This window comes from Streptomyces roseolilacinus, assembly GCF_014649335.1.
Taxonomy (GTDB): domain Bacteria; phylum Actinomycetota; class Actinomycetes; order Streptomycetales; family Streptomycetaceae; genus Streptomyces; species Streptomyces roseolilacinus.
Map to the genome: position 1 here is coordinate 235,025 of NZ_BMSV01000011.1, position 23,537 is coordinate 258,561.

Genomic DNA, 23,537 nt, shown 5'->3' on the forward strand with positions numbered 1-23,537 from the left:
CGGGCGCGGGCCGGGGGGCGGCGGCCGGTGCGGCACGTCCCCGCCCGTGCCCGTGTCACCGCTTTCTTTACCGCCTCTTGACGTTCGGCAGGACAACCTTCCCGCCGCCACCAAAGCTTCACAGCCTCCCTCTGGCGCGGCTCCCACCTGCGGTTTTCAATGGTCCGCACGATGTCTCTGCTCCGCGCCCTGATGGGCAACGCGCGCACGGCCCGGCCCGGCCGGCCGCCCCGCGACGGGCTGCCGCCGGACGGCTCCGTGCTGTTGGACGCACCGGACGACAGGCTCGGTCCGGCGCTGGTCGCCGCCGCGCTCGGGGATCACATTCCGGCCGCCCGGCTGCTGGCCGCCACCCGGCACGCCGCCGAGTGGGAGTACCGCGACCGGTACGCCGTGCGCCTCGCCGCCTTCGCCCACGCCCGGGGGGACTGGCTGACGGCGTGGCGGGCGCAGGCCCCCGGCGACCCGGACGCGCTGCTCGTCGCGGCGCAGCTGGCCGTGGACCGGGCCTGGGCGTCGCCCGCCCGCGCCGAACGGCTGCGGGAGGTCGAGCCGATGGTCCACGCGGCGGCCGAGGCGGCGCCCCGCGACCCGGTGCCGTGGCGGATCGCGCTGGACCACGCGCGCGGCAGCAGGGCGCCGGACGCGCTGTTCGAGGCGCTGTGGGAGCAGGCGGTGCGCCGCTCCCCGCACCACCACGGCTGCCACGTGTCGGCGCTGGAGTACCTGTCGGCCCGCTGGTACGGCTCGCACCGGGCGTGCTTCGACTTCGCGGAGGCCGCCGCGTTCGACTCCCTGCCGGGCTCGCTGGTGCGGGCGCTGCCGCTGCGGGCCGCGTACGCGCAGCTGGTGGGCGGCGACGGGAACGGGGTGCCGGGGGCGCGGGTGGACGCGGCGGCGGACCTGGCGGCCGAGCTGTCGGCGCGCTACCCGGTGGGCGACCCGTGGCCGGCCGAGGTGCGCAACGTGCTGGCGTACGTGCTGATGGCGCGGCAGCGGTGGTCGGCGGCGCTGGAGCAGTTCCGGCTCATCGGGGCGCGGGCCACGTCGTATCCCTGGTCGGCCACGGCGGGCGAGGGCGGGGACCCGCTGGGGCGGTTCCTGGAGGCGCGCGACATGACCCGGCGCGCGAGCGTGCGCCGGGGCCGCTGAGCGCGCGCCGGAGCCGCCGCGCGGCGTCCGCGCGGGTGGCGGCCGGTCCCGGTGTGCGGGCGGCCGGACGCGCGGCGGCGGGCGGCCATTAGGCTTGACCGCTGTGACCACCGCTCGCCTGCCCCTCTTCCCGCTGAACGCGGTGCTTTTCCCCGGCCTCGTGCTGCCGTTGAACGTCTTCGAGGAGCGGTACCGCGCCATGATGCGCGAGCTGCTCAAGACGGACGAGTCGCAGCCGCGCCGCTTCGCCGTCGTCGCGATCCGCGACGGCCACGAGGTGGCGCCGACCGCGCCGGGGCTGCCCGACCCGACGGCGCTTCCGGAACGTGGTCCCGCCGCGGGCTTCGGCCCCGACCCGGTCGAGGCGTTCCACCGGATCGGCTGCGTCGCCGACGCGGCGACCATCCGCGAGCGCCCGGACGGCAGCTTCGAGGTCCTCGCGACCGGGACGACGCGGGTGAGGGTCCTGTCGGTCGACGCGAGCGGCCCCTTCCTCACCGCGGAGCTGGAGGAGCTGGAGGAGCGGCAGGGCGAGGGCGCCGGCGCGCTCGCCGAGGGCGTGCTGCGGGCCTTCCGCGCGTACCAGAAGCGGTTGGCGGGGGCGCGCGAGCGGTCGCTGGCCACGGGCGCCGAGCTGCCCGACGAGCCGTCGGTCGTGTCGTACCTGGTGGCCGCCGCCGCGGTGCTGGACACGCCGGCGAAGCAGCGGCTGCTCCAGGCGCCCGACACGGCGACCCGGCTGCGCGAGGAACTGCGGCTGCTGCGCACCGAGACGGCGGTGCTGCGGCACCTGCCCTCGCTGCCGGCGGTCGAGCTGACACGGGCGCCGACGAGCCCCAACTGACACGGGGAGGGAGACGCGATGGCGAAGAAGGCGAAGAGGCGGGAGGACGGCGCGGGTGGCGGCCGGCGGGCGGGCGGCACCCCCGCGACGGTGGCCCTGACCGCCGCGGGCACGCCGTTCACGGTGCACGAGTACGCGCACGACCCGGCGTCGCCGTCGTACGGCGGGGAGGCCGCGGAGGCGCTCGGCGTGTCCCCGGAGCGGGTGTTCAAGACGCTGGTCGCCGACGTCGACGGCGTCCTGACGGTCGCGGTGGTGCCGGTGGCCGGCCAGCTGGACCTGAAGGCGCTGGCCGCGGCGGTCGGCGGCAAGCGCGCGGCGATGGCCGACCCGGCGGCCGCGGAGCGGACGACCGGCTACGTGCGGGGCGGCATCTCGCCGCTGGGGCAGCGGAGGAGGCTGCCGACGGTCCTGGACGCCTCGGCGTCGCGGCACGAGACGATCTGCGTGTCGGCGGGGCGGCGCGGCCTGGAGGTCGAGCTGGCCCCGGCGCACCTGGCGGAGCTGACCGGCGCCGTCCTCGCGCCCATCGGCCGGGCGTAGCGCCGGGGCCGGCCGCGCTCGGACCCGGCCGCGCTCGGACCCGGCCGCGCTCGGGCCGGGTCGCGCTCAGGCGCGGTCGTCGCCCGGGGGCGGGGGCGGCGGGTCGTACGCGGTGAGGTCCCACTCCGGCTCGGGGTCGCGGGGGCCGAACAGCGCCGTGAGCCCCAGGTGGACGAGCATCGCGGCGACCGGCCAGGCCAGCAGCGCGCCGTACGCCTGGAGTTCCAGCGGCGCGTCGAAGACGACGCCCTCGCCGACCGCCCGCGCGTGGGCCACCACGTCGTGCGTGGGGCCGAGGAGCGTGCCCGTGCCCCAGCCCAGTACGGACCCGAGCACCCCGCCGAGGGCGAGGCCGACCACGACGGCGACGCCGCCCCGCCGGTGCCACAGGAACACGGCGAGGGCGCTGAGCGCGCCGAACGCCAGGGCGAGCAGGATGAACACGGCGTCCGCGCCGACGGCGTGCTCCGCCTCCGACTCCGCCAGCAGGACCGACGTGCCGTCCGAGACGAGCGGGGTGCGCGGCGCCCGCCACAGCCACAGCAGGCCGAGCGCGATCCCCGCGACCGCCACCGCGAGCAGGACCGCGGCGCCCTGGCGCACCTCCGCCGCCGTGTCCGGTGCCGCCTCCCCGCCCTTGGCGTACGGGTGCGCGGGCGGCGGCCACGCGGTGTGCCCGCCCGGCGTGTCGCCGTTCGGGAGGGTGCGGGGGGCGGCGTCGTTCGGCACGTGCTCGCTCGGGGGCCGGTGGGGCGGGGGAAGGGGTGCGCTCACTCTGTCATCGTGCCAGGCCCGGCCGGGCACCGCCTCATCGGACGGCCGCCCGGCGGTACGCCCAGGTGGCCACGCCCAGGGAGGCGACGCCGACGGCGGCGCAGACCGAGAGGTCCAGGGCGACGGCCGTCCAGTCCGGGCTCGGGTCGAAGGTCCGGGCCAGCGCCTCGACCCCGTACGTCGACGGGAGCAGGTCGCGGGCCCAGCCGATCGGGGCGGGCAGGCGGTCGGCCGGCAGGACGCCGAGCAGCAGCGCCGCCGACATGCCGAGCTGGCCGAGCAGCGTCGCCAGCTCCTGGCGCGGGGCCAGCAGCCCGAGCGCGGCGCCGAGCCCGGACAGGGCGGCCCCGGCGAGCGGGACGACGGCCGCGAGGACCCACAGGTGGGTGAGCGGCAGCTGGAAGAGGAGCGAGCCGGTGACGGCCGTGACGATCGTGCCGGGCACCGTGAAGGAGGCGTACGCCCCCGCGGCGCCGAGCACCACGGCGGCGGGCGGCACGGGCAGCGTGGCGTAGTGGTCGAGGCCGCCGCTCGCCCGCAGCTGCCCGAAGTACTGGGCGAGCAGGTTCAGCGCGACGAACGCCACGACGAGGACGGACGACCCGGCGACGACCGCGCGGGCCTCGGCGCCGCCGTCGACGACGCCGCGCATCAGCACCATGATCCCGACGGACTGGAAGGTCGCGACGAACAGCAGCGGGATGCGGGCGACCCGGGCGCGGGACAGCTGCGCCCGGTACACGGCGGCGAGCGCCGGCAGCAGCCGCGCGCGGGGGGCGAGGGGCGCGGCGGTCCGGCCGCCCGTCCCGGCGGCGGCCGACCGGACGGTCCCCGTCGAGAGCGCCTCCACAGGCAGGGTGCTCACCGTTTCCCACTCCCGTCCTCGCCACCGGCGCCGTACCGCGCGCCGACCGTCTCCGCCCCGCCGGCCGCCCGGCGCACCGGGGCGGTGGCACCTCGCGTCCGGGCGCCGGCCCGTGCGGGGCGCCGGCCCGTGCCGGCCCCCGGGTCCTCGCGTCGCCGTACGTTCATGACTTGACCAGCCCCTTCGCCTCGCCGCCGAGCGCCAGGTAGACGTCCTCCAGGCTCGGCGTCGCCAGCGTGAAGTCGTCGAGCGCCGCGAACGCCGCGCCACCCGTCACCGCCGCGACCGCCGCGCGCGCCTCGTCCGGGGCCAGGCGCAGCACCCAGCGGCGTCCCGACTCGTGGGCGAAGGCCCGCAGCGCGGCCACCTCGGGCACGTCCAGCGGGGCCCGCTCCCGCCACACCAGGTCGACCCGCACCTCGCCGGCCACGCGCTCCTTCAGCCCGGCCGGGGTGTCGCAGGCGATGACCCGGCCCCGCTCCAGGACGGCGACGCGGTCCAGGACGGTCTCCGCTTCTATCACGTTGTGGGTGACCAGCAGCACCGTCGCGCCGTGCTCGGCGCGGCGCCGGTCGACGGCGGCCCAGACGGCGCGGCGCGCCATCGGGTCCATGCCGGTGGTCGGCTCGTCGAGGACGAGCAGCGGCCGCTCGCCGACGAGAGTGGCGGCGAAGCAGGCGAGCCGGCGCTGTCCGCCGGAGAGCTTCTTCAGGGGCCGCGTGGCGAGTTCGCCGAGGCCCAGTTCGTCGAGGACGGCGTCGCGCGCGGCGCGGGCGTCCCGGGCGGTGAGGCCGCGCAGCCGGCCGGTCGTCTCGGCGGCCAGCGCGACGGTGAGCTCGTCGAGCGCGGTGGACTCCTGGCCGAGGTAGCCGATGAGCCGCGCGGCGCGGTCGGGGTGGCGCACCAGGTCGTGGCCGAGGATCTCGACGCTGCCGGAGTCGGGGCGCATCAGGCCGGTGAGCTGGCGCACGAGGGTGGACTTGCCGGCGCCGTTGGGGCCGAGCAGCCCGAAGATCTCGCCGCCCCGCACGTCCAGGCTGACCCCGTCGGTGGCCCGTACCTCGGGTGTCGCGGGCCTGCCGCGCCCGCCGCGCGCGGCGGGGTACGTCTTCACCAGATCCCGCACCACGCACACCGTACTCACGAGGGATGAGCCTAAGGGGTCGCGGACCCCGGATCGCGCCCGGGGCGGCGCTGCGCGGCCCGCCGTGCCCGCCGCTACTCCCCCGCCGCGTGGTTCCCGGCCGCCGCGCGGACGTCGATCTCGCGCCAGAAACCGGCCCGGATCGCGTACCGGTCGTGCTCGTCGATCTGGTCGTCCTTGTGGGCGAGGAGGCCGAACCGGGCGGCGTAGCGGAGGAGTTCGCCGTCGATGCGGTGCGGGATGCGCGGGTACATCGCGGAGAGCTTCTGGACGTGGCTCTGCTCGGGGAGCCGCTCCATCCAGCGGCGGGCGAAGACCTGGCCCACCTCGAACGGGTCACCGCCGACCGTGGTGATGTCCTCCTCCCGGTCGGCCCAGCGCTGCTCGGCGCTGGTGAGCTGGGCGAGGGTGGGGAGGGACGCGGTCTCGGGGGGTTCGCCGAGGGGGCCGGGGCGGTCGATCCAGCCTCGGTCGGAGGACCAGCGCAGGGTGGCGTTGGCGGGCCCGACGGCCGGCTGGGGGTTCTGGTGGGCGGCGGTGCGCAGCCCGGCGAGGTCCTTCGGGGTGGGGACGCCGCGCGCCGCGCCGGCGGGGGCGGTCGTGTGCGCGGAGCCGTCGGCCGGCGCGGCGGGCGTCCCGGGGGCGGCCGGGGCGGCCGGGGCGGGTACCGGGGGCGTCGTGCCGTCGAGGGTGCCGGGCGGCGTGCCGGAGGCCCGTTCGGCGGCGGCGAGGGCCGCCTCGGGCAGGGGCGCGGCGAGGATGGCGGCGATCTCGGGGCGCGGGGCGGGGGGCGGGGCGCACGGCCCGGTGAGGTCCTTCGTCCGTACGGCGCGGGTGATCCAGGCCCGGTCGAGGACGCGGCGCTCGTCGGCCTCGGCGACGAGGTCCTCGGACTGGTTGTAGTCGCCGTCGGCGGCCTGGACGGCCCAGAGGTGGACGGCGACGCCGTGCTCCTTGGCGGACATCAGGCCGGGCAGCAGGTCACCGTCGCCGGTGACGAGGACGACGTCGGAGCAGGCGCGGTTGCGGGCCAGTTCGGTCAGCTCGGCGTGCATGGCGGCGTCGACGCCCTTCTGCGCCCAGCGCCCGTCGCTGCGGGTCAGGGCGCCGAGCCGGACGGTCACCCGGGGCATGACGCGCAGGCGGCGGTGCTCCGGCTGGGGGACGCGGTCGGGGGCGCCGTCGAACCAGTAGATGCGGAGCAGCGGCTGGGCCGTGTCGGCCTCGGCGCGTTCCCGCAGTCCCTGGATGAGGGCGGAGTGGTCGACGGTGATCCGGGAGCGGGCGGGCTCCCCGGCCAGCAGGCTGGCGGCGGCGCCGAGCAGGTAGCCGGCGTCCACGAGCACGACGCAGCGGTCCACGTGTTCCACCCTCTTTCGGGAACCTCGGGATCGGAGTTGCTTCGGGTTTCCTTCGAGTCTGCCCGACTGCCGGGGTCTTGACGGCCGGAGCGCGATCATCGGCGTGGCGCCTCACCGTAGTGCCTTCCGCGCTTCCTGACTACGGCCTCCCGCCGCGGCCCGCGACTACCGTCCGCGATGATCCAAAATGCGCGGTACATACCGGTATGTGAGTCTGGTCGCGGTCCTGGCCCCCACATCCCACAGGAGGCACCACCATGGCCAAGAACAAGAAGACCGAACGTCAGCAGCGGCAGGCCGAGCGCGGCACCCAGCAGTCCCACGACACGTCGATGGCGCGCCAGGCGGAGCAGCGGTCGACCCAGGTGACGCCGGCGGACCTCGCGCAGAAGGGCCGGCAGAAGAGGTTCGGTCACAACTGACCCGCGCCGGGCGGACCGGCGGGGATCCGCGGAAAGGGGCGCGCCCGTGATCACGGGCGCGCCCCTTTCCGCGGGTCGGCCGGCGCCTCAGCCGGCCAGGCAGGACGGGCCGAGGAGGACCTTCAGGTCGCCGTAGAGCGCCGGGTCGGGCTGGACGCGGTGCCGGTCGAGGCGGAGCACGGTGGTCTTGCGGGGCCCCTGGAGCTTGATCCGCACCTCGGTGTTGCCCCGGTGGTGGCTGAGGATCTCGCCGAGGCGGCTGACCATCGGCGGGGTCACCTTCACCGTCGGGATGGTGAGGACGACCGGCGCGTTGGTCCCCGCCGACGACAGGTCGGGGACCATCAGCTCCATGGCGACCAGCCGGGGCACGTCCTCGCGCTTGTCGAGGCGGCCCTTGACGAAGACGACCGTGTCCTCGACGAGCTGGGTGGAGACCAGCTGGTAGGTGGCGGGGAAGAACATGCACTCGATGGAGCCGGCCAGGTCCTCGACGGTGGCGATGGCCCAGGCGTTGCCCTGCTTGGTCATCTTCCGCTGGAGGCCGGAGATGATCCCGCCGATGGTGACGACCGCGCCGTCCGCGTGCTCGCCGCCGGTGAGCTGGGAGATCGCCGCGTCGGTCTTGTCGGACAGGACGTGCTCGACGCCGAACAGCGGGTGGTCGGAGACGTACAGGCCGAGCATCTCGCGCTCCTGGGCGAGCAGGTAGGACTTCTCCCACTCGATGTCGGAGAACTCGACGTCCAGGCCGAAGCCCGGCTCGTCGCCGCCCTCCTCGCCCATGCCGCCGAAGAGGTCGAACTGGCCCTCGGCCTCCTTGCGCTTGACCGCGACCACGTTGTCGATCATGGATTCGTGGTGCGCGACGAGGCTCTTGCGCGTGTGGCCCATCTCGTCGAAGGCGCCGGCCTTGATCAGCGACTCGACGGTGCGCTTGTTGCAGACGACGACCTCGACCTTGTCCAGGAAGTCGGGGAAGGAGGAGTACTTCCCCTTCGCCTTGCGGCACTTGATGATCGACTCGACGACGTTCGTCCCGACGTTCCGCACGGCGGAGAGGCCGAAGAGGATCACGTCGTCGCCCTGGGCCGCGAAGTTCGCCTCGGACTCGTTGACGTTGGGCGGGAGGACCTTGATGCCCATGCGGCGGCACTCGTTGAGGTAGACCGCCGACTTGTCCTTGTCGTCCTTGACCGAGGTGAGCAGCGCCGCCATGTACTCGGCGGGGTGGTTGGCCTTGAGGTACGCCGTCCAGTACGACACCAGCCCGTACGCGGCGGAGTGGGCCTTGTTGAAGGCGTAGCCGGCGAAGGGGACCAGCACGTCCCACAGCGCCTGGATCGCCTCGTCGCTGTAGCCGTTCCTCTTGGCGCCGGCCTGGAAGATCGTGAAGTTCTTCGCCAGCTCCTCGGGCTTCTTCTTGCCCATGACGCGGCGGAGGATGTCGGCCTCGCCGAGCGAGTACCCGGCGATGATCTGGGCGGCCTTCTGCACCTGCTCCTGGTAGACGATGAGGCCGTAGGTGACGCCCAGGACCTCCCGGAGCGGCTCCTCCAGCTCCGGGTGGATCGGGGTGATCTCCTGCTGGCCGTTCTTGCGCAGGGCGTAGTTCGTGTGCGAGTTCATGCCCATCGGGCCCGGCCGGTAGAGGGCCGAGACGGCGGAGATGTCCTCGAAGTTGTCGGGCTTCATCAGCCGCAGCAGGGACCGCATGGGCCCGCCGTCGAACTGGAAGACGCCGAGGGTGTCGCCGCGCTGGAGCAGCTCGAAGGTGGTCGGGTCGTCGAGCGGGAGGCCGAGGAGGTCGATGTCGATCCCCTTGTTGGCCTTCACCATCTTGACGGCGTCGTCCATGATCGTGAGGTTGCGCAGGCCGAGGAAGTCCATCTTCAGCAGGCCGAGCGACTCGCAGCTCGGGTAGTCCCACTGGGTGATGGTGACGCCGTCGGTGTGCCTCACCCAGACGGGGACGTGCTCGGTGATGGTCTCGCTGGACATGATCACGCCGGCGGCGTGCACGCCCATCTGCCGGACCAGGCCCTCCACGCCGCGCGCGGTGTCGATGACCTTCTTGACGTCCGGCTCGTTCTCGTACATGCCCCGGACCTCGCCCGCCTCGCTGTAGCGCGGGTGCGAGGGGTCGGTGATGCCGGACAGGGGGATGCCCTTGCCGAGGACGTCGGCGGGCATGGCCTTGGTGATCCGGTCGCCCATCGCGTACGGGTAGCCCAGCACGCGCGCGGAGTCCTTGATCGCGTTCTTGGCCTTGATGGTGCCGTACGTGCCGATCATGGCGACCTTGTCGGCGCCGTACTTCTCCGTCACGTACCTGATCACCTCGACGCGCCTGCGCTCGTCGAAGTCGATGTCGACGTCGGGCATGGAGACGCGCTCGGGGTTGAGGAACCGCTCGAAGATCAGGCCGTGCGGGATCGGGTCGAGGTCGGTGATGCCCAGCGCGTACGCGACGATCGAGCCGGCCGCGGAGCCTCGGCCGGGGCCGACCGCGATGCCCTGGTTCTTGGCCCACATGATGAAGTCGGCGACGACGAGGAAGTACCCCGGGAACCCCATCTGGATGATGACGTCCATCTCGTACTCGACCTGCCGCTGCCGGTCCTCCGGGATGCCGCCGGGGAAGCGGCGGTGCATGCCGCGCTGGACCTCCTCCCGGAACCAGCTGACCTCCGTGTGCCCCTCGGGGATGTCGAACTTCGGCATGAGGTCGCGCTTCTCGAACATGCCGCTCGGGTCGACCATGTCGGCGATCAGCCGCGTGTTGGCGCACCCCTCCTGCCAGGCGTCCGAGGAGTCGATGGCGTACATCTCCTCCGTGGACTTCAGGTAGTAGCCCGTGCCGTCGAACTTGAAGCGGTCCGGGTCGGAGAGGTTCTTGCCGGTCTGGATGCACAGCAGCGCGTCGTGGGCGCCGGCCTCGTGCGCGTACGTGTAGTGCGAGTCGTTGGTGACCAGCGGCGGGATGCCGAGCTTCCGGCCGATCTCCAGCAGGCCGTCGCGGACCCGGCGCTCGATCTCGATGCCGTGGTCCATCAGCTCCAGGAAGTACCGCTCCCTGCCGAAGATGTCCTGGTAGTCGGAGGCGGCCTTCAGGGCCTCGTCGAACTGGCCGAGCCGCAGCCGCGTCTGCACCTCGCCGGACGGGCAGCCGGTGGAGGCGACCAGCCCCTGCGACCACTGGGCGATGGTCTCCTTGTCCATCCGGGGCCACTTCTGCAGCCAGCCCTCGGCGTACGCGTCGGAGGAGAGGCGGAAGAGGTTGTGGAGGCCGGTGCTGTCGTACGCCCAGATCGTCTTGTGGGTGTAGCCGCCGGAACCGGAGACGTCGTCGCGCTTCTGGTGCGGCTGGCCCCACAGGACCTTGCGCTTGTTGCGCCGGGACTCGGGCGCCACGTAGGCCTCGATGCCGATGATCGGCGTGACGCCCGCCTTCTGCGCCGAGTGGAAGAAGTCGTACGCCCCGTGCAGGTTGCCGTGGTCGGACATGGCGATGTGCGTCATGCCCATCTCGTTGCACGCGTTGAACATGTCCTTGAGCCGCGCGGCACCGTCCAGGAGGGAGTACTGGGTGTGCACGTGGAGGTGCGTGAACGGCGGCTTCGACACGGTTGCGGCCTCCGGGGGCGGGAGCGTCGGGAGGGAAGGGGGGTCGCTGGGAAGTCTACGACTCCCCGGTGACGGCGGAGGCCCGCCGCGGGGGGTGGTGCGCGGGCACTCGGGGGCGGGTCCGCGCGTTGGAGTGATCGGTAACACCCGCCCGTTTTGTGATGCACGCCACGCTGTGGCGTGCGCGTGTCAGGAGGCACCCAGCGATGCCGGTCCCGCAGCCCACCGCCCAGGAGCGCGGCGAGCAGATCCTCTCCGTGTTCGACACCGCCTTCGGGGAGCTGCTGGCGGCGGACCCGGCGGCCTTCCGGGTCAAGTTCCGGAAGATGGCGAACTCCGCCTTCGCCTTCTACCGGGGCGCCGCCTGCCTCTTCTACGCCGACCTCGACGAGGAGGAGCGGAAGGGCGGCCCGTACCTGGACGAGCGGACGGGCCGGGTCTGGATCCACGGCGACCTGCACGCGGAGAACTTCGGCACCTACATGGACGCCAACGGCCGCCTGGTGTTCAACGTCAACGACTTCGACGAGGCGTACGTCGGCCCCTTCACCTGGGACCTGAAGCGCCTCGTCGCCTCCCTGGCGCTCCTCGGGTACGCCAAGGCGCTCGGCGACGACCAGATCACCGCGCTCGTGCGGCTGTGCGCGGCGGCGTACCGGGAGCGGATCCACGCCCTGGCGACCGGCGCCCGCGACGAGGAGGTGCCGCCGTTCACGCTGGACACGGCGCGGGGCCCGCTGCTGGACGTCCTGCGGGAGGCCCGGTCGCTGACCCGGTTCGGGCTGCTCGCCACGATGACGGAGATCCGCGGGTTCGAGCGCCGCTTCTCCTCCGGCGGCGGCGCGGTCGACCTGGACGCGGCGACCCGCTACAAGGTGCTGGCCGCCTTCGACGGGTACCTGGAGACGCTGCCGCCGTCCAGCCTGGGCCGCCCGGACTCGTACCGGGTGAAGGACGTGGTGGGGCGGCGCGGCGTCGGCATCGGCTCGGCCGGCCTGCCGTCGTACAACATCCTCCTGGAGGGCAACAGCGACGCCCTGGAGAACGACGTCGTGATCTACATGAAGCAGGCGCAGGTCCCGGCGGTCTCCCGGCACGTGACGGACCCGGCGGTGCGGGGCTACTTCCACCACGAGGGGCACCGCACGGTGATCTCGCAGCGCGCCCTCCAGGCGCACGCCGACCCGTGGCTGGGCTGGACGGAGCTGGGCGGCGCGGGCCAGCTGGTCGCGGAGGTCTCCCCGTACGCCGTGGACCTGGACTGGTCGGACATCGACGAGCCGGACGAGATGGCCGCGACGGTCGCGGACCTGGGCCGGGCGACGGCCACGATGCACGCGGCCGCGGACGACGAGAGCGGCCACTCGCTGGTGCCGTTCAACACGGAGCGGGCCATCGACGCGGCGATCGCGGCGGACGAGGAGGGGTTCGGGGAGATGCTGGTGGACTTCGCGCACGCCTACGGGGCGCGGGCGCGGGCGGACCACCAGACGTTCGTGGACCTCTTCCGTAACGGTCGGATTCCGGGGCTCCGCTGATCATCGTTTTTTAGGGGCCCCTTACAGCCCGTCATGGCACACTCTCGGACGATGGACGACATGACCGGGACCCGGCTGAGGGGGGTGCGGGCAGCGATCTTCACGGCTCTCGTCGTGACGCTGTCCGTCGCCTCCCACGTGCTGCTGTCCCGGGTGCCGCTGCCGCTGACCGCGGTCCTGCTGGTCGCGGGTGGCGTCTTCGCCGTCGCCTACGCGCTGGCCGGCCGGGAGCGGGGGTACTGGCCGATCGCCGGCCTGCTCGTCCCGCTGGAGCTGGCCGCGGACACCGTGTTCACGGTGGGCCAGCACGCCTGCTACGGCCCGTCCGGCGGCCCGGTCGCCGGGTCGCTGCGCGCGGTCGGCGTCGACGTGCTGTGCGGCGAGGCCGTGGGCACGCCCCTGCCGGGCGTCGCCGGGCCGCGGACCGCGGCGGCGGCGCTGCTGCACTCCGGCGACCCGGTGGTGCCGTGGCTGCTGCTCGCCGCGCACGTCACGGTGGGGCTGGCCGCCGCCGCCTGGCTGCGGCGCGGCGAGGCGGCGCTGGGGCGGGTGCTGCGGGCGGCGGGGGCGGCGGCGTTCCGTCCGCTGCTGGTGGCGTGGACGGTGGCCACGGCGCGGGGGCCCGCGCCCCGGCCGGCTCCGCGCGCGGGCGCCCGCCGGCGCACCGCCCCGCACGCGCGCCTCCTGGTGCACTCCGTCGGCCGGAGGGGACCGCCGCGCAGGCCCGCGGCGGCCTGACCACAGCACCCTTCGACCACTGATCACCGAACGGTGATCCCCCACACACAGACGGAGAACGAACCACCATGAGCGCACGCAACAGCAAGGCCAACAAGGCGGCGGCCCGCGAACGGCTCCGGGAGGAGCGGGAGCGCCAGGCCAAGCGGGACAAGATGCGGCGGCAGGTCACCGTCGGCGTCTCCGTCCTGGCCGCGCTCGCCCTGGCCGGCGGCATCGGCTACGCCGTCGTCCAGGCCAACAAGCCCTCCCACTGGGAGGCCGCCAAGGGCGTCAAGGACGTCAGGGCCCCCAAGAACACGACCGGTGAGAACGGCACCACGGTCGTCATCGGCAAGCCGACGGCGAAGAAGACCCTCCAGGTCTTCGAGGACTCGCGCTGCCCGGTCTGCGCGATCTTCGAGCAGCAGGTCGGCCCGGTGATAGAGAAGGACGTGGAAGCCGGCAAGTACAAGCTCCAGTACGTGGGCGCCACCTTCCTCGACGGCGACTCCATGAGCGAGAACCGCATCGGCACCAACGGCGAGGGCTCCAAGAGCGCCCTGTCCGCCCTGGGCGCGGCGCTCGACGTGAGCCCCGACGCGTTCATGAAGTTCAAGGCGGCGATGTACTCGACGAAGTTCCACCCGGAGGAGTCCAAGGACGAGCTCGCCAAGGACGAGTACCTCCTGAAGATCGCCGACGCGGTCCCGGAGCTGAAGGACAACAAGGAGTTCGAGAAGAACGTCGAGGAGGGCACCTTCGACGCCTGGGCGCTGAAGATGTCCCTGACCTTCGACAAGAGCGGCGTCACGGGCACCCCGTCCCTGAAGATGGACGGGAAGCCGGTCACGGACGCGAACGGCAAGAACGCCCCGATGACGGCGGCAGAGTTCACCGCGGCCATGGACAAGGCCCTGAAGGGCTGACGGAGGCCGTCACGGGGAGGCGGGGCCGCGGCGCCCCGCCTCCCCGTGCACCATTTCCGGCCGCCCTCATTACCACTTTCCGGCCAGAAAAGCAATAATCGCTTTGACATGCCGTGATCTCGTGAGAAGAATCCTTTCCGCATGATCATTTGATCAAAACGGGAGGGATTCAATCATGCTCATGACCACGAGGACGAAGAAGCGCGGGGCCGTCGTGGCCGCCGCCGCGGGCGCCGCGTTCGCGCTGGGCGTCAGCCCGGCCCTGGCCGCCACGGACGCCATCGCCTACACCAACGACGCCGGCTGGGGCGGGTGGGCCAAGTTCGTCTCCAACGGCGACCGCCTCGACGTCTGCGACACGCGCGCGGACGGCAAGAGGGTGCACGGCGAGCTCATCTACACCACGTCGACCGGCAGCTTCCGGCGTGTCGCCGAGGACGCCGACGGCGCGAACAACGGCTGCGCCAGCAAGAGCGGGGACATCCCCGAGGGCACCCGGGTGACCGTGCGCGTCTGCCTGAAGGACGGCGCGGACGGCCGCGAGGAGTACTGCGCGACCAAGCAGGGCGGCGTCGCCTGATCCCCACCCCGCCGCCGCGACCTCACCGACCGACCACCGGTGAGGCCCGCAGCCGACGAGGTTGACCGGGCGCGGCTTTCGGCCAACAGGCGGGCGAACTCTGGGGAGTTCGCCCGCCACCGGCTCTACTGCTCAGTAATCTGAGCGCCCGTGACCAGTCGAAACCTCACCCACACCGCCCCCAGCCGACGCACCGTCGTCAAGGCCGCCGCCGTCTCCGCCGTCGCCGCCTCCGCGCTCGTCCCGGGTGCCGCCACCGCCGTCGCGAGCACCGAGACCGACCACACCGTCAAGGTGGACGTGCGCGGGCTGCGGCCGCCTCCCTCCTGCGGGAGCCGCCGGCTCACCGCCCGGGTCTCGCCTCTCTGACATCAGGCCTGATGCTGTACCCGGCCCAGCCCTGATGGGGTACCGCTCCAGGCCTCACACGGGACGCACGTGCCGGCCCGGCTCGGCGCCGCGGTGAACCGCCAGGTGTCATGTCTCAGTGCGGCAGCCCCCTGTACAGGCAAGACTCCGCCGATTCCTTCGAAAGGTGTGCTTCAAGCCACGGCTGAGTGGTGCCGCCTCCTTGTTGGATAACAATGGACCAGCTCATCCATTCACATGGGGGGATCCACTGCATGGCGTGGGACGAGTGGGAACAGTTGAAAGCCGAAGCACGTGCCGGGTCCGAGCGGATGCGCCTGAACATGCTCGAGCCGCAGCCGTCCGGCGGGGGTGCGGAGGGCGACCTGAAGGTCAATCAGCAGGACCTTGCTGCTGTGGGAGACAGCGCCTTCAGATTGTTCGAGGGTCTGGGCAAGCACGGGCGCGGAGCTGCGGCCAGCACGCAGGAGGCGGCCAAGGACCTCACCACCCAGGAATTCGAACTGGGCGCTGCCCTGTCCACGGTGGAGAAGCGCTGGGATAAGCAGTTGCGGTCCTTGTTGGACGCCTGCGCGCACATCTCCAACCACATGGACTTCACCCGGAATGCCCACGCGGGGGACGAGTACTTCATCGCGTCGACCCTCAGCAGTATCGAGACGCTGGACCAGGGATTCGACCGGGGGGCGAAGAACTGATGGACCTGGAAGCGCTCCGGCACGGCAACTTCGCCACGCTCGGCACGGCGATCAACGACTGGTCGATGATGGTCAAGCAGCTCAAAGCCCTGGAGACCAGGGCGCGAGACGACATGCGCGCAAAGGCGCAACGGGCGAATTGGGCCGGTGTCAACGCGACGGTCTCCCGTGAGTTCATCACCAAGACGGTCGGTGAGTTCAGTGACGCGGTGGCCCAGGCCACCAGCATCCTCAACATCCTGCGCGACACGCGGGACGAACTGGTCAAGCACCGCGACGACCTCAATCAGGCCATCGATCGCGCGTGGAAGAAGAAGCTCACGGTCGTCGGTGTCGCGGGGGGCGGCTTCAAGGTCTACGTCAACGTCCACCCGGAGCCACCGGACAGCGAGCAGGCCATGAAAGGCGTCGTGGATGAGCTTCAGGGCATTCTGGACAGGGCGACCACCAGCGACTCCACCGCGGCCCGCGCCCTCACCGCCCTGGCCAACCAAGCGGACCACGGTTTTTCCAGCGCCAAGTACGCCGATCGTGACAGCGCGGCAGACGCACTCGAGAAGGCCGCTGACATGGCCGCTCTGGCCAAGGACGCGAAGAAGCTGACTCCCGAGCAGCTTGCCGAACTCAACCGCACGCTGGCGCAGCACAAGAACGACGAACTCTTCGCCGCCGAGTTCGCAACGAAGCTGGGCGCCCGAAACACACTGCAGTTCTGGGCGGACATGTCCAGCCTCCACCTGGGGGCGAGGGACTCAGAACTCCATCAGCTGCAGGATTTTCAGGAAAACCTGAGCACCACGCTCGCCACGGCGACCCTCTCCGACGCCGACGGCATGACGGCCTGGAAGCGCCAGGTCATCGAAGAGGGCACCAAGGTCTACACGTCTGACAATCCCGCTCACCCTACGCGCGGTCCCATGAGCGCCATGGGCTTCCAGGTCATGAGCAGCTTGATGGGCCAGGGCAAGTACGACGCGGAGTTCCTGGACGCGTACGGCAAGAAACTCCTCAAGGCGGACATGGCTCCCACGGGCGGAGCGGGCATGAACACGAACGACCTGTGGAAGGCACCGAACCAGCTCACAGATCTGGTCTTCGGTGAGGAGGACGGCCAGGACCCGATGGTCGGGTTCATGAAGGCGCTGTCCCACAACCCGGAAGCAGCGACGAACACGTTCGCCGACAAGGAGGTCTTCAAGCACTCCCTTGAGAGCATCCGATACACGGATCGCGACGCAGCAGTCGCGGGCGCACTCGAAGCAGCCGTGCTCGGAACGGCCGTCGGCGAGGTCCCGAGCGAGCCGGTACCGCGCAGCACCACTCAGGCCGAGATCATGAGGATGGTCACAGAGACCATCGCACAGCCCGACGGCGCGTCACTGGTCACGAAGGAGACGGGAGAGCACTTCGGCAGGATGGCGTCTGGCTACATGCCCGAGATCAACCGGGCTTTGTACGGAGAAGCGCGGAATTCTGTCTTCCTAACAGACAGCGCCGATCCAGACCCCTTCAGCCAAACAGACGTCGGCCGGTTTTTGTATGAGGTGGCACAGGATCCCGATGGCGCTCGCCAGATTCGTTTCGGGGAAAGCATCTACACGGCAAGTTCCCTGGAGGCTCACATCGCGAACCCGTCCCTGTATGACGGAGAAACCAAGGAAGCCATCACCTATATCGCCAAAAACGCTGGCCTGATTGAGGGGATCGTCGCCCACTCCGAGGCTGATGCGCAAATCGGTAGCGAACTCGGTAGCGAAAAGGAGGAGAATGACGCCCGCAAACGGACTGGGGACTTCATGAAGGCTATTATCGGCGTCGGAATCGGCGCCGGAGCCGCTGCCCTTGTACCACAGACGGTTGCAGGCGCCGTGATCGGGGCTACCGCGAGCGGCTACTTCGGGGGCATTTCCGGCATGGCTGTGGACCGGCTGATCGATGGCCGGCAAGCCGACGGCGCATTGGACCGGGCGCTTTATGCCACAGGTAAGGGTCTCGACGCGCACTTGGAGTCCGCCACTCTGCAGACCCAAGACTCAGCCATGGACGCACTGAAGCTGCACCGTTCCGACCTTCCACCAGACGCGACCCAGCACTGGATCAATGATGCGGTGCGCCAGGGCTGGACGAATAGCGACAGCTTCCTGGAAGACCGGCACAAGCGGCCCAGCGCTTAACCACAGCCGGAAGGGAAAGTTCTTGCAAACCGGCCGATACAAAAAGAAATTGAGAACGACAGCGATTAGCCTGGCCCTAGCCGTCGCGGTGGCCTTCGGCTATGTGGAGACCTTCACGAAGGGCATCGACCGCCTGCCGGAACGCCCCTGCGCGGGGGCGGTGGACCGGGACCTCGCGGCCCGCGCCCTGCCGAGCGCGCGAACGGCGGAGGAACGGGGGCGGCTGGAACAGGGGCTTCATGGCTTCACGTTCCGCTGCCACGTGCGGACCAGCGATGATTCCAGTCTCGTCGGGGACGCGGAGACCAGCGACGCGGATGTGCGTTCCTGGCACAGGCATTTCCTGCCGAAGAGCGGCGAGGAAGGTGCCATCGAGGTCTCCTCAGGGGATGTCCGGGGTCTGTCACTGGCACCCGACTCCGCCACGGTGTTCGTTCCCTGCGCGCCGCCAAGAAGCGAACTGCCCGCGCACGCCTTGGTAGTGGACGCCACCACCATCGGCACCACCCGCGCCCAGGGGGACGAACTGCGGCAGATCGTCGTCGACTTCGCCTACCAGTTGGCCCGGCATGCCTACCGGGTCGGTGAGTGCCAGGCCCCGAGGAGTTTTCCCGACTCGCTGCCCCGACTCTCCGAGGGGCGGGTCATGGGCGAGTCGCCGAACTGAAACCGGTCAGCCCCCGTGAATGGCCCGCTCCCCACGGAGCGGGCCATTCCGTTCAGACAACGGGAAGAGCAAGCAACTTCCTGCCAAACAGAGGCACTTGGCGCTTACTAGTCAGTAACGTGACAGGTAGTCTGCTCCGCCGTGACCAGTCGAAACCTCACCCACACCGCCCCCAGCCGACGCACCGTCGTCAAGGCCGCCGCCGTCTCCGCCGTCGCCGCCTCCGCGCTCGTCCCGGGTGCCGCCACCGCCGTCGCGAGCACCTCCGCCCCCGCCTTCCTCCACGGTGTCGCCTCCGGTGACCCGCTCCCCGACGGGATCCTCCTGTGGACCCGCGTGACCCCCTCCCCCGACGCCGTGCCCGGCTCCGGTGCGGGGGCGGACACCGAGGTGAGATGGGAGGTGGCCGAGGACAGGGACTTCACGCGGACCGTCGCCCGCGGGGCCGTCACCGCGAGCGCCGAGACCGACCACACCGTCAAGGTGGACGTGCGCGGGCTGCGGCCGGCGACCGCCTACTGGTTCCGGTTCACCGCCGGGGCCGCCGGCGCCGAGACCGTGTCGCCGACCGGCCGGACCCGGACGACGCCGGGGTACGACGACGCGACGCAGGGCGTCCGGTTCGGCGTCGTGTCGTGCGCCAACTGGGAGGCCGGCCACTTCGCCGCGTACCGCCACCTCGCCGCGCGCGGCGACCTGGACGCCGTGCTCCACCTCGGCGACTACATATACGAGTACGGCTCCGGCTCCTACCCGAAGACCGACGAGGTCCTGCGTCCCCACGAGCCGCGCCACGAGATCGTCACCCTCGCCGACTACCGTCTCCGGCACGCCACCTACAAGTCGGACCCGCACCTGCGGGCGCTGCACGCCGCGCACCCGGTGATCGCGATCTGGGACGACCACGAGTTCGCCGACGACACATGGTCGGGCGGCGCGGACAACCACACGCCCGGAGCCGAGGGCGACTGGGCCGACCGCGTGGCGGCGGCGAAGCGCGCCTACTTCGAGTGGATGCCCGTGCGCACCTCCGCCGAGGGCACCGTCTACCGGCGGCTGCGCTACGGCAAGCTCGCCGACCTGCACCTGCTCGACCTGCGCTCGTTCCGCTCCCGGCAGGCCTCCGTCGGGAGCGGCGCGGTCGACGACCCGGAGCGCACCATCACCGGCCGCGCCCAGCTGGACTGGCTGAAGGCGGGACTGGCGTCCTCGGACGCGACCTGGCGGCTGGTGGGCACCTCGGTGATGATCTCGCCGGTCGCCTTCGGCTCCCTGCCGGCGCACCTGCTGGGGCCCGTGGCCGAACTGCTGGGCCTGCCGACGGGCGGGCTGGCCGTCAACGTGGACCAGTGGGACGGGTACACGGACGACCGCCGGGAGCTGTTGACCCACCTCCGGGAGCGGGGCGTGCGCAACACCGTCTTCCTCACCGGCGACATCCACATGGCGTGGGCCAACGACGTCCCGGTCACGGCCGCCACGTACCCCCTGTCGCCCTCCGCCGCGACCGAGTTCGTCGTCACGTCCGTGACCTCGGACAACCTCGACGACATCCTGAAGGTCCCGGCGAACACCGCCTCCGCGGTCGCCACCGCCGCGCTCCGGGCGGCCAACCGGCACGTGCACTGGATCGACATGGACCACCACGGGTACGGCGTCCTGGACGTGACGTCCGAGCGCTCGCAGATGGACTACTTCGTCCTCTCCGACCGCACGGACCCGGACGCGACGACCGCGTGGACGCGTTCGTACCGGACGCTGAGTGGAACGCAGAAGGTCGAACGGGTGTACACGCCGGTGCGATGAGATGACCGCAAGGGCGTTTTTCAGCCAACCTTCGCGTGTTAACTGAAGATCACAGACTTGTGGCGGGTGGTGTGTTCCACCGATCGAATCCGGACACACCGCCCGCCCGCATCGGCCCCTTCGTTACGTACGGATCTCAACCACCGGGACGGACCGAAGGATTTCGCCCACCTGCCTCCATCCCCTCAAGGATTGATTGGGCCGGAACGCTCCTCCTCCACATCTGACATGGCCACGTAATCTCCCGGCGGTGGCGAGGAAGGCCCTCCCCACTCCCCCCGCGAGGAGTCACGTATGCGTGCTCTTGTCCGTATATCCCCGAGAACGCACCGCCGCGTGCTCGGTACGGCCGTACTGGCCGGAACGCTGGCGCTGTTCCCGTTCTCCGCCCCGACGGGTGCCGCCGCGACCGCGCCGCTCGCCGCCGCCGGCGAGGAGTGCGTCGAGGAGACGGACGGGAGCGCCCACGCACGCGAGTCCCGCCCGTCGGGCCACGTCCACGCGCACGAGCCCAACGAGGTCTCCGCCGCCAAGGCCGAGGCCATGGAGGCCGACCTCCGGAAGAAGCTGAAGGCCGCCAAGACCAAGGGCCTGGAGAGCAGCCGGTTCGACGCGGCCGCCACGACGACGACCATCCCGGTCTACTTCCACGTCGTCCACGACGGCACCAAGGGCAAGCTGACCGCCACGGACATCGGCAACCAGATGGCCGTCCTCAACTCCGCGTTCGGCGGCCAGGGCACCGGCAACACCGCCACCGGCTTCCAGTTCACCCTCGCCGGCACCACCTACACGGACAACGCCGCCTGGTACAACCTCTCCTCCGGCTCCGCCGAGGAGAAGGCGATGAAGACCACCCTCCGCCAGGGCGGCGCGGGCGCGCTGAACTTCTACACCGCTAACCTCGGCGACGGCCTCCTCGGCTGGGCGACCTTCCCGTCCTCGTACGACTCCAACCCGTCCATGGACGGCGTCGTCGTCCTCGACGCGTCGCTGCCCGGCGGGTCGGCCGCCAACTACAACCAGGGCGACACCGGCACCCACGAGGTCGGCCACTGGATGGGCCTGTACCACACCTTCCAGGGCGGCTGCAGCGGGCAGGGCGACTACGTCACCGACACGGCCGCCGAGAAGTCCCCGGCGTACCAGTGCCCGACGGGCCGCGACTCCTGCGCCCGCCAGGCCGGCGCGGACCCGATCCACAACTTCATGGACTACACGTACGACTCCTGCATGTACCAGTTCACGACCGGTCAGGTGCAGCGCATGCAGGACCACTGGACGGCGTACCGGGCGGGCTGACCCCCGGCCGTGACCGCCGCCCGGGCGGTCCGGCCCACGGCACCCGAGGGGCACGGTGAGGCGGACGACGCCCCACCGTGCCCCTCCCCGCGTGGTCCGCCGGCCGGATCAGAGGCCGCCGAGGAACTCCAGGGACGCCTCCCAGGTCCGCTCGGCCGCCTCCTCGTCGTAATCCGCCAGGCCGGGGTCGGTGTACAGGTGCCCGGCGCCCCGGTAGCGGTGCACCTCGACGTCCGCCCCGGCCCGGCCCATCTCCAGGTACCAGGTGTTCAGCCAGTCGTCCGGCTCGAACGGGTCGGGGTCCGCGACGTGCAACCGGACCGGCAGCCCGTCCACCGACGCGTCCTCGGGCACGTCGTACGTGCCGTGCAGGAGCAGCAGCCCGCGCGCCTTCCCGTCGGCGACGGCCAGCGTCTGGGCGAGCGCGGCACCCATCGAGAACCCCGCGTAGACCAGGCCGCCGTCCGCGTGCGGCGCGACGGCCGCGACGGCACGCCTGACCAGCTCCTCCCAGCCGATCCGGTCCCTGATCGCCCGGCCCTCCTCCACGGTGTCCGCGGTTTGGCCCTCGTACAGGTCGGGCACGCGCACCTGGTGCCCGGCGGCACGCAGGCGGTCAGCGGCCGCGTGGACGGCCGGGCGGAGACCGTAGACCGAGTGGAACAACACAATGTCCATCCGGTCATCCTGCCACTCCCCGTCCTGGGTTCGGAGTCATGGAGAACGTACTGCGTCCGTTGATCGTCTTCGGTGGTTCGGTCGTGCTCACCCTGTTCGTCGGCTGGGTGGCCGACGTGCTGTTGAAGCGCGCCGACTGCCGGCACCCCGAGACCCCCCTCTGGGGGTTGCTGCGCCGCTGCCGGATACCCCTCCAACTGGTCATGCTGACCGCGTTGCTGCGCGGCGCGTACCAGGAGGTGGCCTGGTGGGTCGTCAAGGACCACGAGGTGGGCATCGGCCGGACGCTCACGCTCGTGCTGATCGGCGCGAGCGCCTGGCTGGTGGTGCGGATCGCGGCGGCGGTCGTGGAGGCGACGTACGCGCGGTACGCCGCGACGACCCGGCACTACGACCGGCTGCGCCGCGTCCGGACGCAGGTCACGCTGATCATGCGGATCGTCACGGCGGTGGTCGGGGTGGTCGCGGTGGCGGCGATGCTGCTGACGTTCCCGGACTTCCGGGCGGTCGGCACGTCGATGCTGGCGTCCGCGGGCATCATCGGCATCGTCGCCGGTGTGGCGGCGCAGTCGACGCTCAGCAACGTCTTCGCCGGGTTCCAGATCGCCTTCGGCGACATGGTGCGGATAGGGGACACCGTGGTCGTGGACGGCGAGTGGGGCGTCGTCGAGGAGGTCACGCTGACCTTCCTCACCGTGCGGACCTGGGACGAGCGCCGGCTCACCATGCCCGTCTCCTACTTCACCAGCCGGCCGTTCGAGAACTGGTCGCGCGGCGGCGCCCAGATCACCGGGACCGTCTACTTCCACCTCGACCACGCGGCCCCCGTCGGGCTGATGCGCGAGCGGCTGCGCGAACTGCTGGAGAAGTCCCCCGACTGGGACGGGCGCGCCTGGTCCCTGGTGGTGACGGACACCACACCGAGCACGGTGGTGGTGCGGGCGGTGGTCACCGCGCGGAACGCCGACGACGTGTGGAACCTGCGGTGCGAGGTGCGGGAGCAGCTGATCGCCTGGCTGTACGAGAACCATCCGTACGCGCTGCCCCGCGTGGCCACGACGATCGCACCGGGCCGGGACGCGGACCACACCCGCGACGCGGAGCACGCCCGGGACGCCGACCGCGCCCCCACGGCGGACGACGGCCGCGACGGGGGCCTCGTGCGGCACCGGGACGGGGGCCGGTACCGGGACGGCGCACGGCACCCGGGCGGAGGCCGGGACGACGCGGCCGGGCCGGGCCGGGAGGGCGGGACCGGACGGGGCCGGACGGGGCCGGGCCGCAGCGCCTAGGTGTATTGACCCGGAGCGTTGTTGACGCGGCTGATGGGCGGCTTGCCGTCGAGTG

At 71.7% G+C, this 23,537-nt stretch carries 21 protein-coding genes; 15 read left to right on the top strand and 6 right to left on the bottom strand.

Annotation, left to right across the window (positions count from 1 at the left end; all coding sequences use genetic code 11):
• Positions 1-159 precede the first annotated feature (159 nt).
• From IE106_RS25035 to ybaK, 3 genes are all read left to right on the top strand, one after another.
• Positions 160-1,152 carry a hypothetical protein gene (locus IE106_RS25035; RefSeq protein ID WP_189537460.1) on the top strand — a complete coding sequence of 331 codons (993 nt, stop codon included), beginning with the start codon at positions 160-162 and terminating at the stop codon, positions 1,150-1,152.
• Between the two features lie 103 nt (positions 1,153-1,255).
• Positions 1,256-1,996: an LON peptidase substrate-binding domain-containing protein gene (locus IE106_RS25040; protein ID WP_189537461.1), complete on the top strand. Its 741-nt coding sequence runs from the start codon at positions 1,256-1,258 to the stop codon at positions 1,994-1,996.
• Positions 1,997-2,014: 18 nt separating this feature from the next.
• Positions 2,015-2,539 carry a Cys-tRNA(Pro) deacylase gene (ybaK, locus tag IE106_RS25045; protein WP_189537462.1) on the top strand — a complete coding sequence of 175 codons (525 nt, stop codon included), beginning with the start codon at positions 2,015-2,017 and terminating at the stop codon, positions 2,537-2,539.
• 66 nt (positions 2,540-2,605) lie between these two features.
• Here ybaK and IE106_RS25050 read toward each other — a convergent pair whose 3' ends face one another.
• The 4 genes from IE106_RS25050 to IE106_RS25065 all read right to left on the bottom strand — a co-directional run bounded on the left by IE106_RS25050 (position 2,606) and on the right by IE106_RS25065 (position 6,683).
• A complete protein-coding gene (locus IE106_RS25050) occupies positions 2,606-3,313 on the bottom strand; it encodes a DUF2567 domain-containing protein (protein ID WP_229840744.1) in 708 nt (235 codons plus the stop codon).
• Positions 3,314-3,347: 34 nt separating this feature from the next.
• Complete coding sequence (locus tag IE106_RS25055) at positions 3,348-4,163, bottom strand: ABC transporter permease (RefSeq protein WP_189537494.1); 816 nt, start codon at positions 4,161-4,163, stop codon at positions 3,348-3,350.
• Between the two features lie 178 nt (positions 4,164-4,341).
• Positions 4,342-5,322, bottom strand: a complete 981-nt coding sequence (locus tag IE106_RS25060; protein WP_229840745.1) for an ABC transporter ATP-binding protein — start codon at positions 5,320-5,322, stop codon at positions 4,342-4,344.
• Between the two features lie 74 nt (positions 5,323-5,396).
• The gene (locus IE106_RS25065) at positions 5,397-6,683 is read right to left on the bottom strand and encodes an NYN domain-containing protein (RefSeq protein ID WP_189537496.1); all 1,287 of its coding nucleotides are present in this window, start codon (positions 6,681-6,683) and stop codon (positions 5,397-5,399) included.
• A 257-nt stretch (positions 6,684-6,940) separates the two neighbouring features.
• On the opposite strand from IE106_RS25065, the gene IE106_RS25070 reads away from it, so the two are divergent.
• Positions 6,941-7,105, top strand: a complete 165-nt coding sequence (locus IE106_RS25070; protein ID WP_189537463.1) for a hypothetical protein — start codon at positions 6,941-6,943, stop codon at positions 7,103-7,105.
• A gap of 87 nt (positions 7,106-7,192) precedes the next feature.
• Here IE106_RS25070 and dnaE read toward each other — a convergent pair whose 3' ends face one another.
• On the bottom strand, positions 7,193-10,732 hold the full coding sequence (gene dnaE, locus IE106_RS25075) for a DNA polymerase III subunit alpha (RefSeq protein ID WP_189537464.1): 3,540 nt from the start codon (positions 10,730-10,732) through the stop codon (positions 7,193-7,195).
• Positions 10,733-10,938: 206 nt separating this feature from the next.
• Here dnaE and IE106_RS25080 point away from each other — a divergent pair, with 206 nt between their 5' ends.
• The 10 genes from IE106_RS25080 (at position 10,939) to IE106_RS25125 (ending at position 21,512) form a co-directional block, all read left to right on the top strand.
• Positions 10,939-12,270 (top strand): DUF2252 domain-containing protein, encoded by a 1,332-nt coding sequence (locus IE106_RS25080; RefSeq protein WP_189537465.1) that lies wholly within the window; start codon positions 10,939-10,941, stop codon positions 12,268-12,270.
• Positions 12,271-12,330: 60 nt separating this feature from the next.
• On the top strand, positions 12,331-13,008 hold the full coding sequence (locus IE106_RS25085) for a hypothetical protein (RefSeq protein ID WP_229840756.1): 678 nt from the start codon (positions 12,331-12,333) through the stop codon (positions 13,006-13,008).
• Positions 13,009-13,076: 68 nt separating this feature from the next.
• The gene (locus IE106_RS25090; RefSeq protein ID WP_189537467.1) at positions 13,077-13,916 is read left to right on the top strand and encodes a thioredoxin domain-containing protein; all 840 of its coding nucleotides are present in this window, start codon (positions 13,077-13,079) and stop codon (positions 13,914-13,916) included.
• A gap of 181 nt (positions 13,917-14,097) precedes the next feature.
• Positions 14,098-14,496: a hypothetical protein gene (locus IE106_RS25095; RefSeq protein WP_189537468.1), complete on the top strand. Its 399-nt coding sequence runs from the start codon at positions 14,098-14,100 to the stop codon at positions 14,494-14,496.
• 150 nt (positions 14,497-14,646) lie between these two features.
• Complete coding sequence (locus IE106_RS25100; protein ID WP_189537469.1) at positions 14,647-14,865, top strand: hypothetical protein; 219 nt, start codon at positions 14,647-14,649, stop codon at positions 14,863-14,865.
• Between the two features lie 254 nt (positions 14,866-15,119).
• Positions 15,120-15,563: a hypothetical protein gene (locus IE106_RS25105; RefSeq protein ID WP_189537470.1), complete on the top strand. Its 444-nt coding sequence runs from the start codon at positions 15,120-15,122 to the stop codon at positions 15,561-15,563.
• Complete coding sequence (locus IE106_RS25110; RefSeq protein WP_189537471.1) at positions 15,563-17,737, top strand: hypothetical protein; 2,175 nt, start codon at positions 15,563-15,565, stop codon at positions 17,735-17,737. Before IE106_RS25105 ends, IE106_RS25110 begins: the two co-directional genes overlap by 1 nt.
• Positions 17,738-17,786: 49 nt before the next feature.
• Positions 17,787-18,404, top strand: a complete 618-nt coding sequence (locus IE106_RS25115) for a hypothetical protein (RefSeq protein WP_189537472.1) — start codon at positions 17,787-17,789, stop codon at positions 18,402-18,404.
• 141 nt (positions 18,405-18,545) lie between these two features.
• On the top strand, positions 18,546-20,210 hold the full coding sequence (locus IE106_RS25120; RefSeq protein ID WP_189537473.1) for an alkaline phosphatase D family protein: 1,665 nt from the start codon (positions 18,546-18,548) through the stop codon (positions 20,208-20,210).
• A 294-nt stretch (positions 20,211-20,504) separates the two neighbouring features.
• Positions 20,505-21,512 carry a zinc metalloprotease gene (locus tag IE106_RS25125; RefSeq protein WP_189537474.1) on the top strand — a complete coding sequence of 336 codons (1,008 nt, stop codon included), beginning with the start codon at positions 20,505-20,507 and terminating at the stop codon, positions 21,510-21,512.
• A gap of 108 nt (positions 21,513-21,620) precedes the next feature.
• On the opposite strand, the gene IE106_RS25130 is transcribed toward IE106_RS25125, so the two are convergent.
• The gene (locus IE106_RS25130) at positions 21,621-22,190 is read right to left on the bottom strand and encodes a dienelactone hydrolase family protein (RefSeq protein WP_189537475.1); all 570 of its coding nucleotides are present in this window, start codon (positions 22,188-22,190) and stop codon (positions 21,621-21,623) included.
• 38 nt (positions 22,191-22,228) lie between these two features.
• Here IE106_RS25130 and IE106_RS25135 point away from each other — a divergent pair, with 38 nt between their 5' ends.
• A complete protein-coding gene (locus IE106_RS25135) occupies positions 22,229-23,482 on the top strand; it encodes a mechanosensitive ion channel family protein (protein ID WP_229840747.1) in 1,254 nt (417 codons plus the stop codon).
• Positions 23,483-23,537: the final 55 nt, after the last annotated feature.

Coding starts and splice junctions, on each gene's coding strand:
- IE106_RS25035 (WP_189537460.1), top strand. CDS start 160: ATGGTCCGCACGATGTCTCTGCTCCGCGCCCTGATGGGCAACGCGCGC.
- ybaK (WP_189537462.1), top strand. CDS start 2,015: ATGGCGAAGAAGGCGAAGAGGCGGGAGGACGGCGCGGGTGGCGGCCGG.
- IE106_RS25070 (WP_189537463.1), top strand. CDS start 6,941: ATGGCCAAGAACAAGAAGACCGAACGTCAGCAGCGGCAGGCCGAGCGC.
- IE106_RS25080 (WP_189537465.1), top strand. CDS start 10,939: ATGCCGGTCCCGCAGCCCACCGCCCAGGAGCGCGGCGAGCAGATCCTC.
- IE106_RS25085 (WP_229840756.1), top strand. CDS start 12,331: ATGACCGGGACCCGGCTGAGGGGGGTGCGGGCAGCGATCTTCACGGCT.
- IE106_RS25090 (WP_189537467.1), top strand. CDS start 13,077: ATGAGCGCACGCAACAGCAAGGCCAACAAGGCGGCGGCCCGCGAACGG.
- IE106_RS25095 (WP_189537468.1), top strand. CDS start 14,098: ATGACCACGAGGACGAAGAAGCGCGGGGCCGTCGTGGCCGCCGCCGCG.
- IE106_RS25105 (WP_189537470.1), top strand. CDS start 15,120: ATGGCGTGGGACGAGTGGGAACAGTTGAAAGCCGAAGCACGTGCCGGG.
- IE106_RS25110 (WP_189537471.1), top strand. CDS start 15,563: ATGGACCTGGAAGCGCTCCGGCACGGCAACTTCGCCACGCTCGGCACG.
- IE106_RS25125 (WP_189537474.1), top strand. CDS start 20,505: ATGCGTGCTCTTGTCCGTATATCCCCGAGAACGCACCGCCGCGTGCTC.
- IE106_RS25130 (WP_189537475.1), bottom strand. CDS start 22,190: ATGGACATTGTGTTGTTCCACTCGGTCTACGGTCTCCGCCCGGCCGTC.
- IE106_RS25135 (WP_229840747.1), top strand. CDS start 22,229: ATGGAGAACGTACTGCGTCCGTTGATCGTCTTCGGTGGTTCGGTCGTG.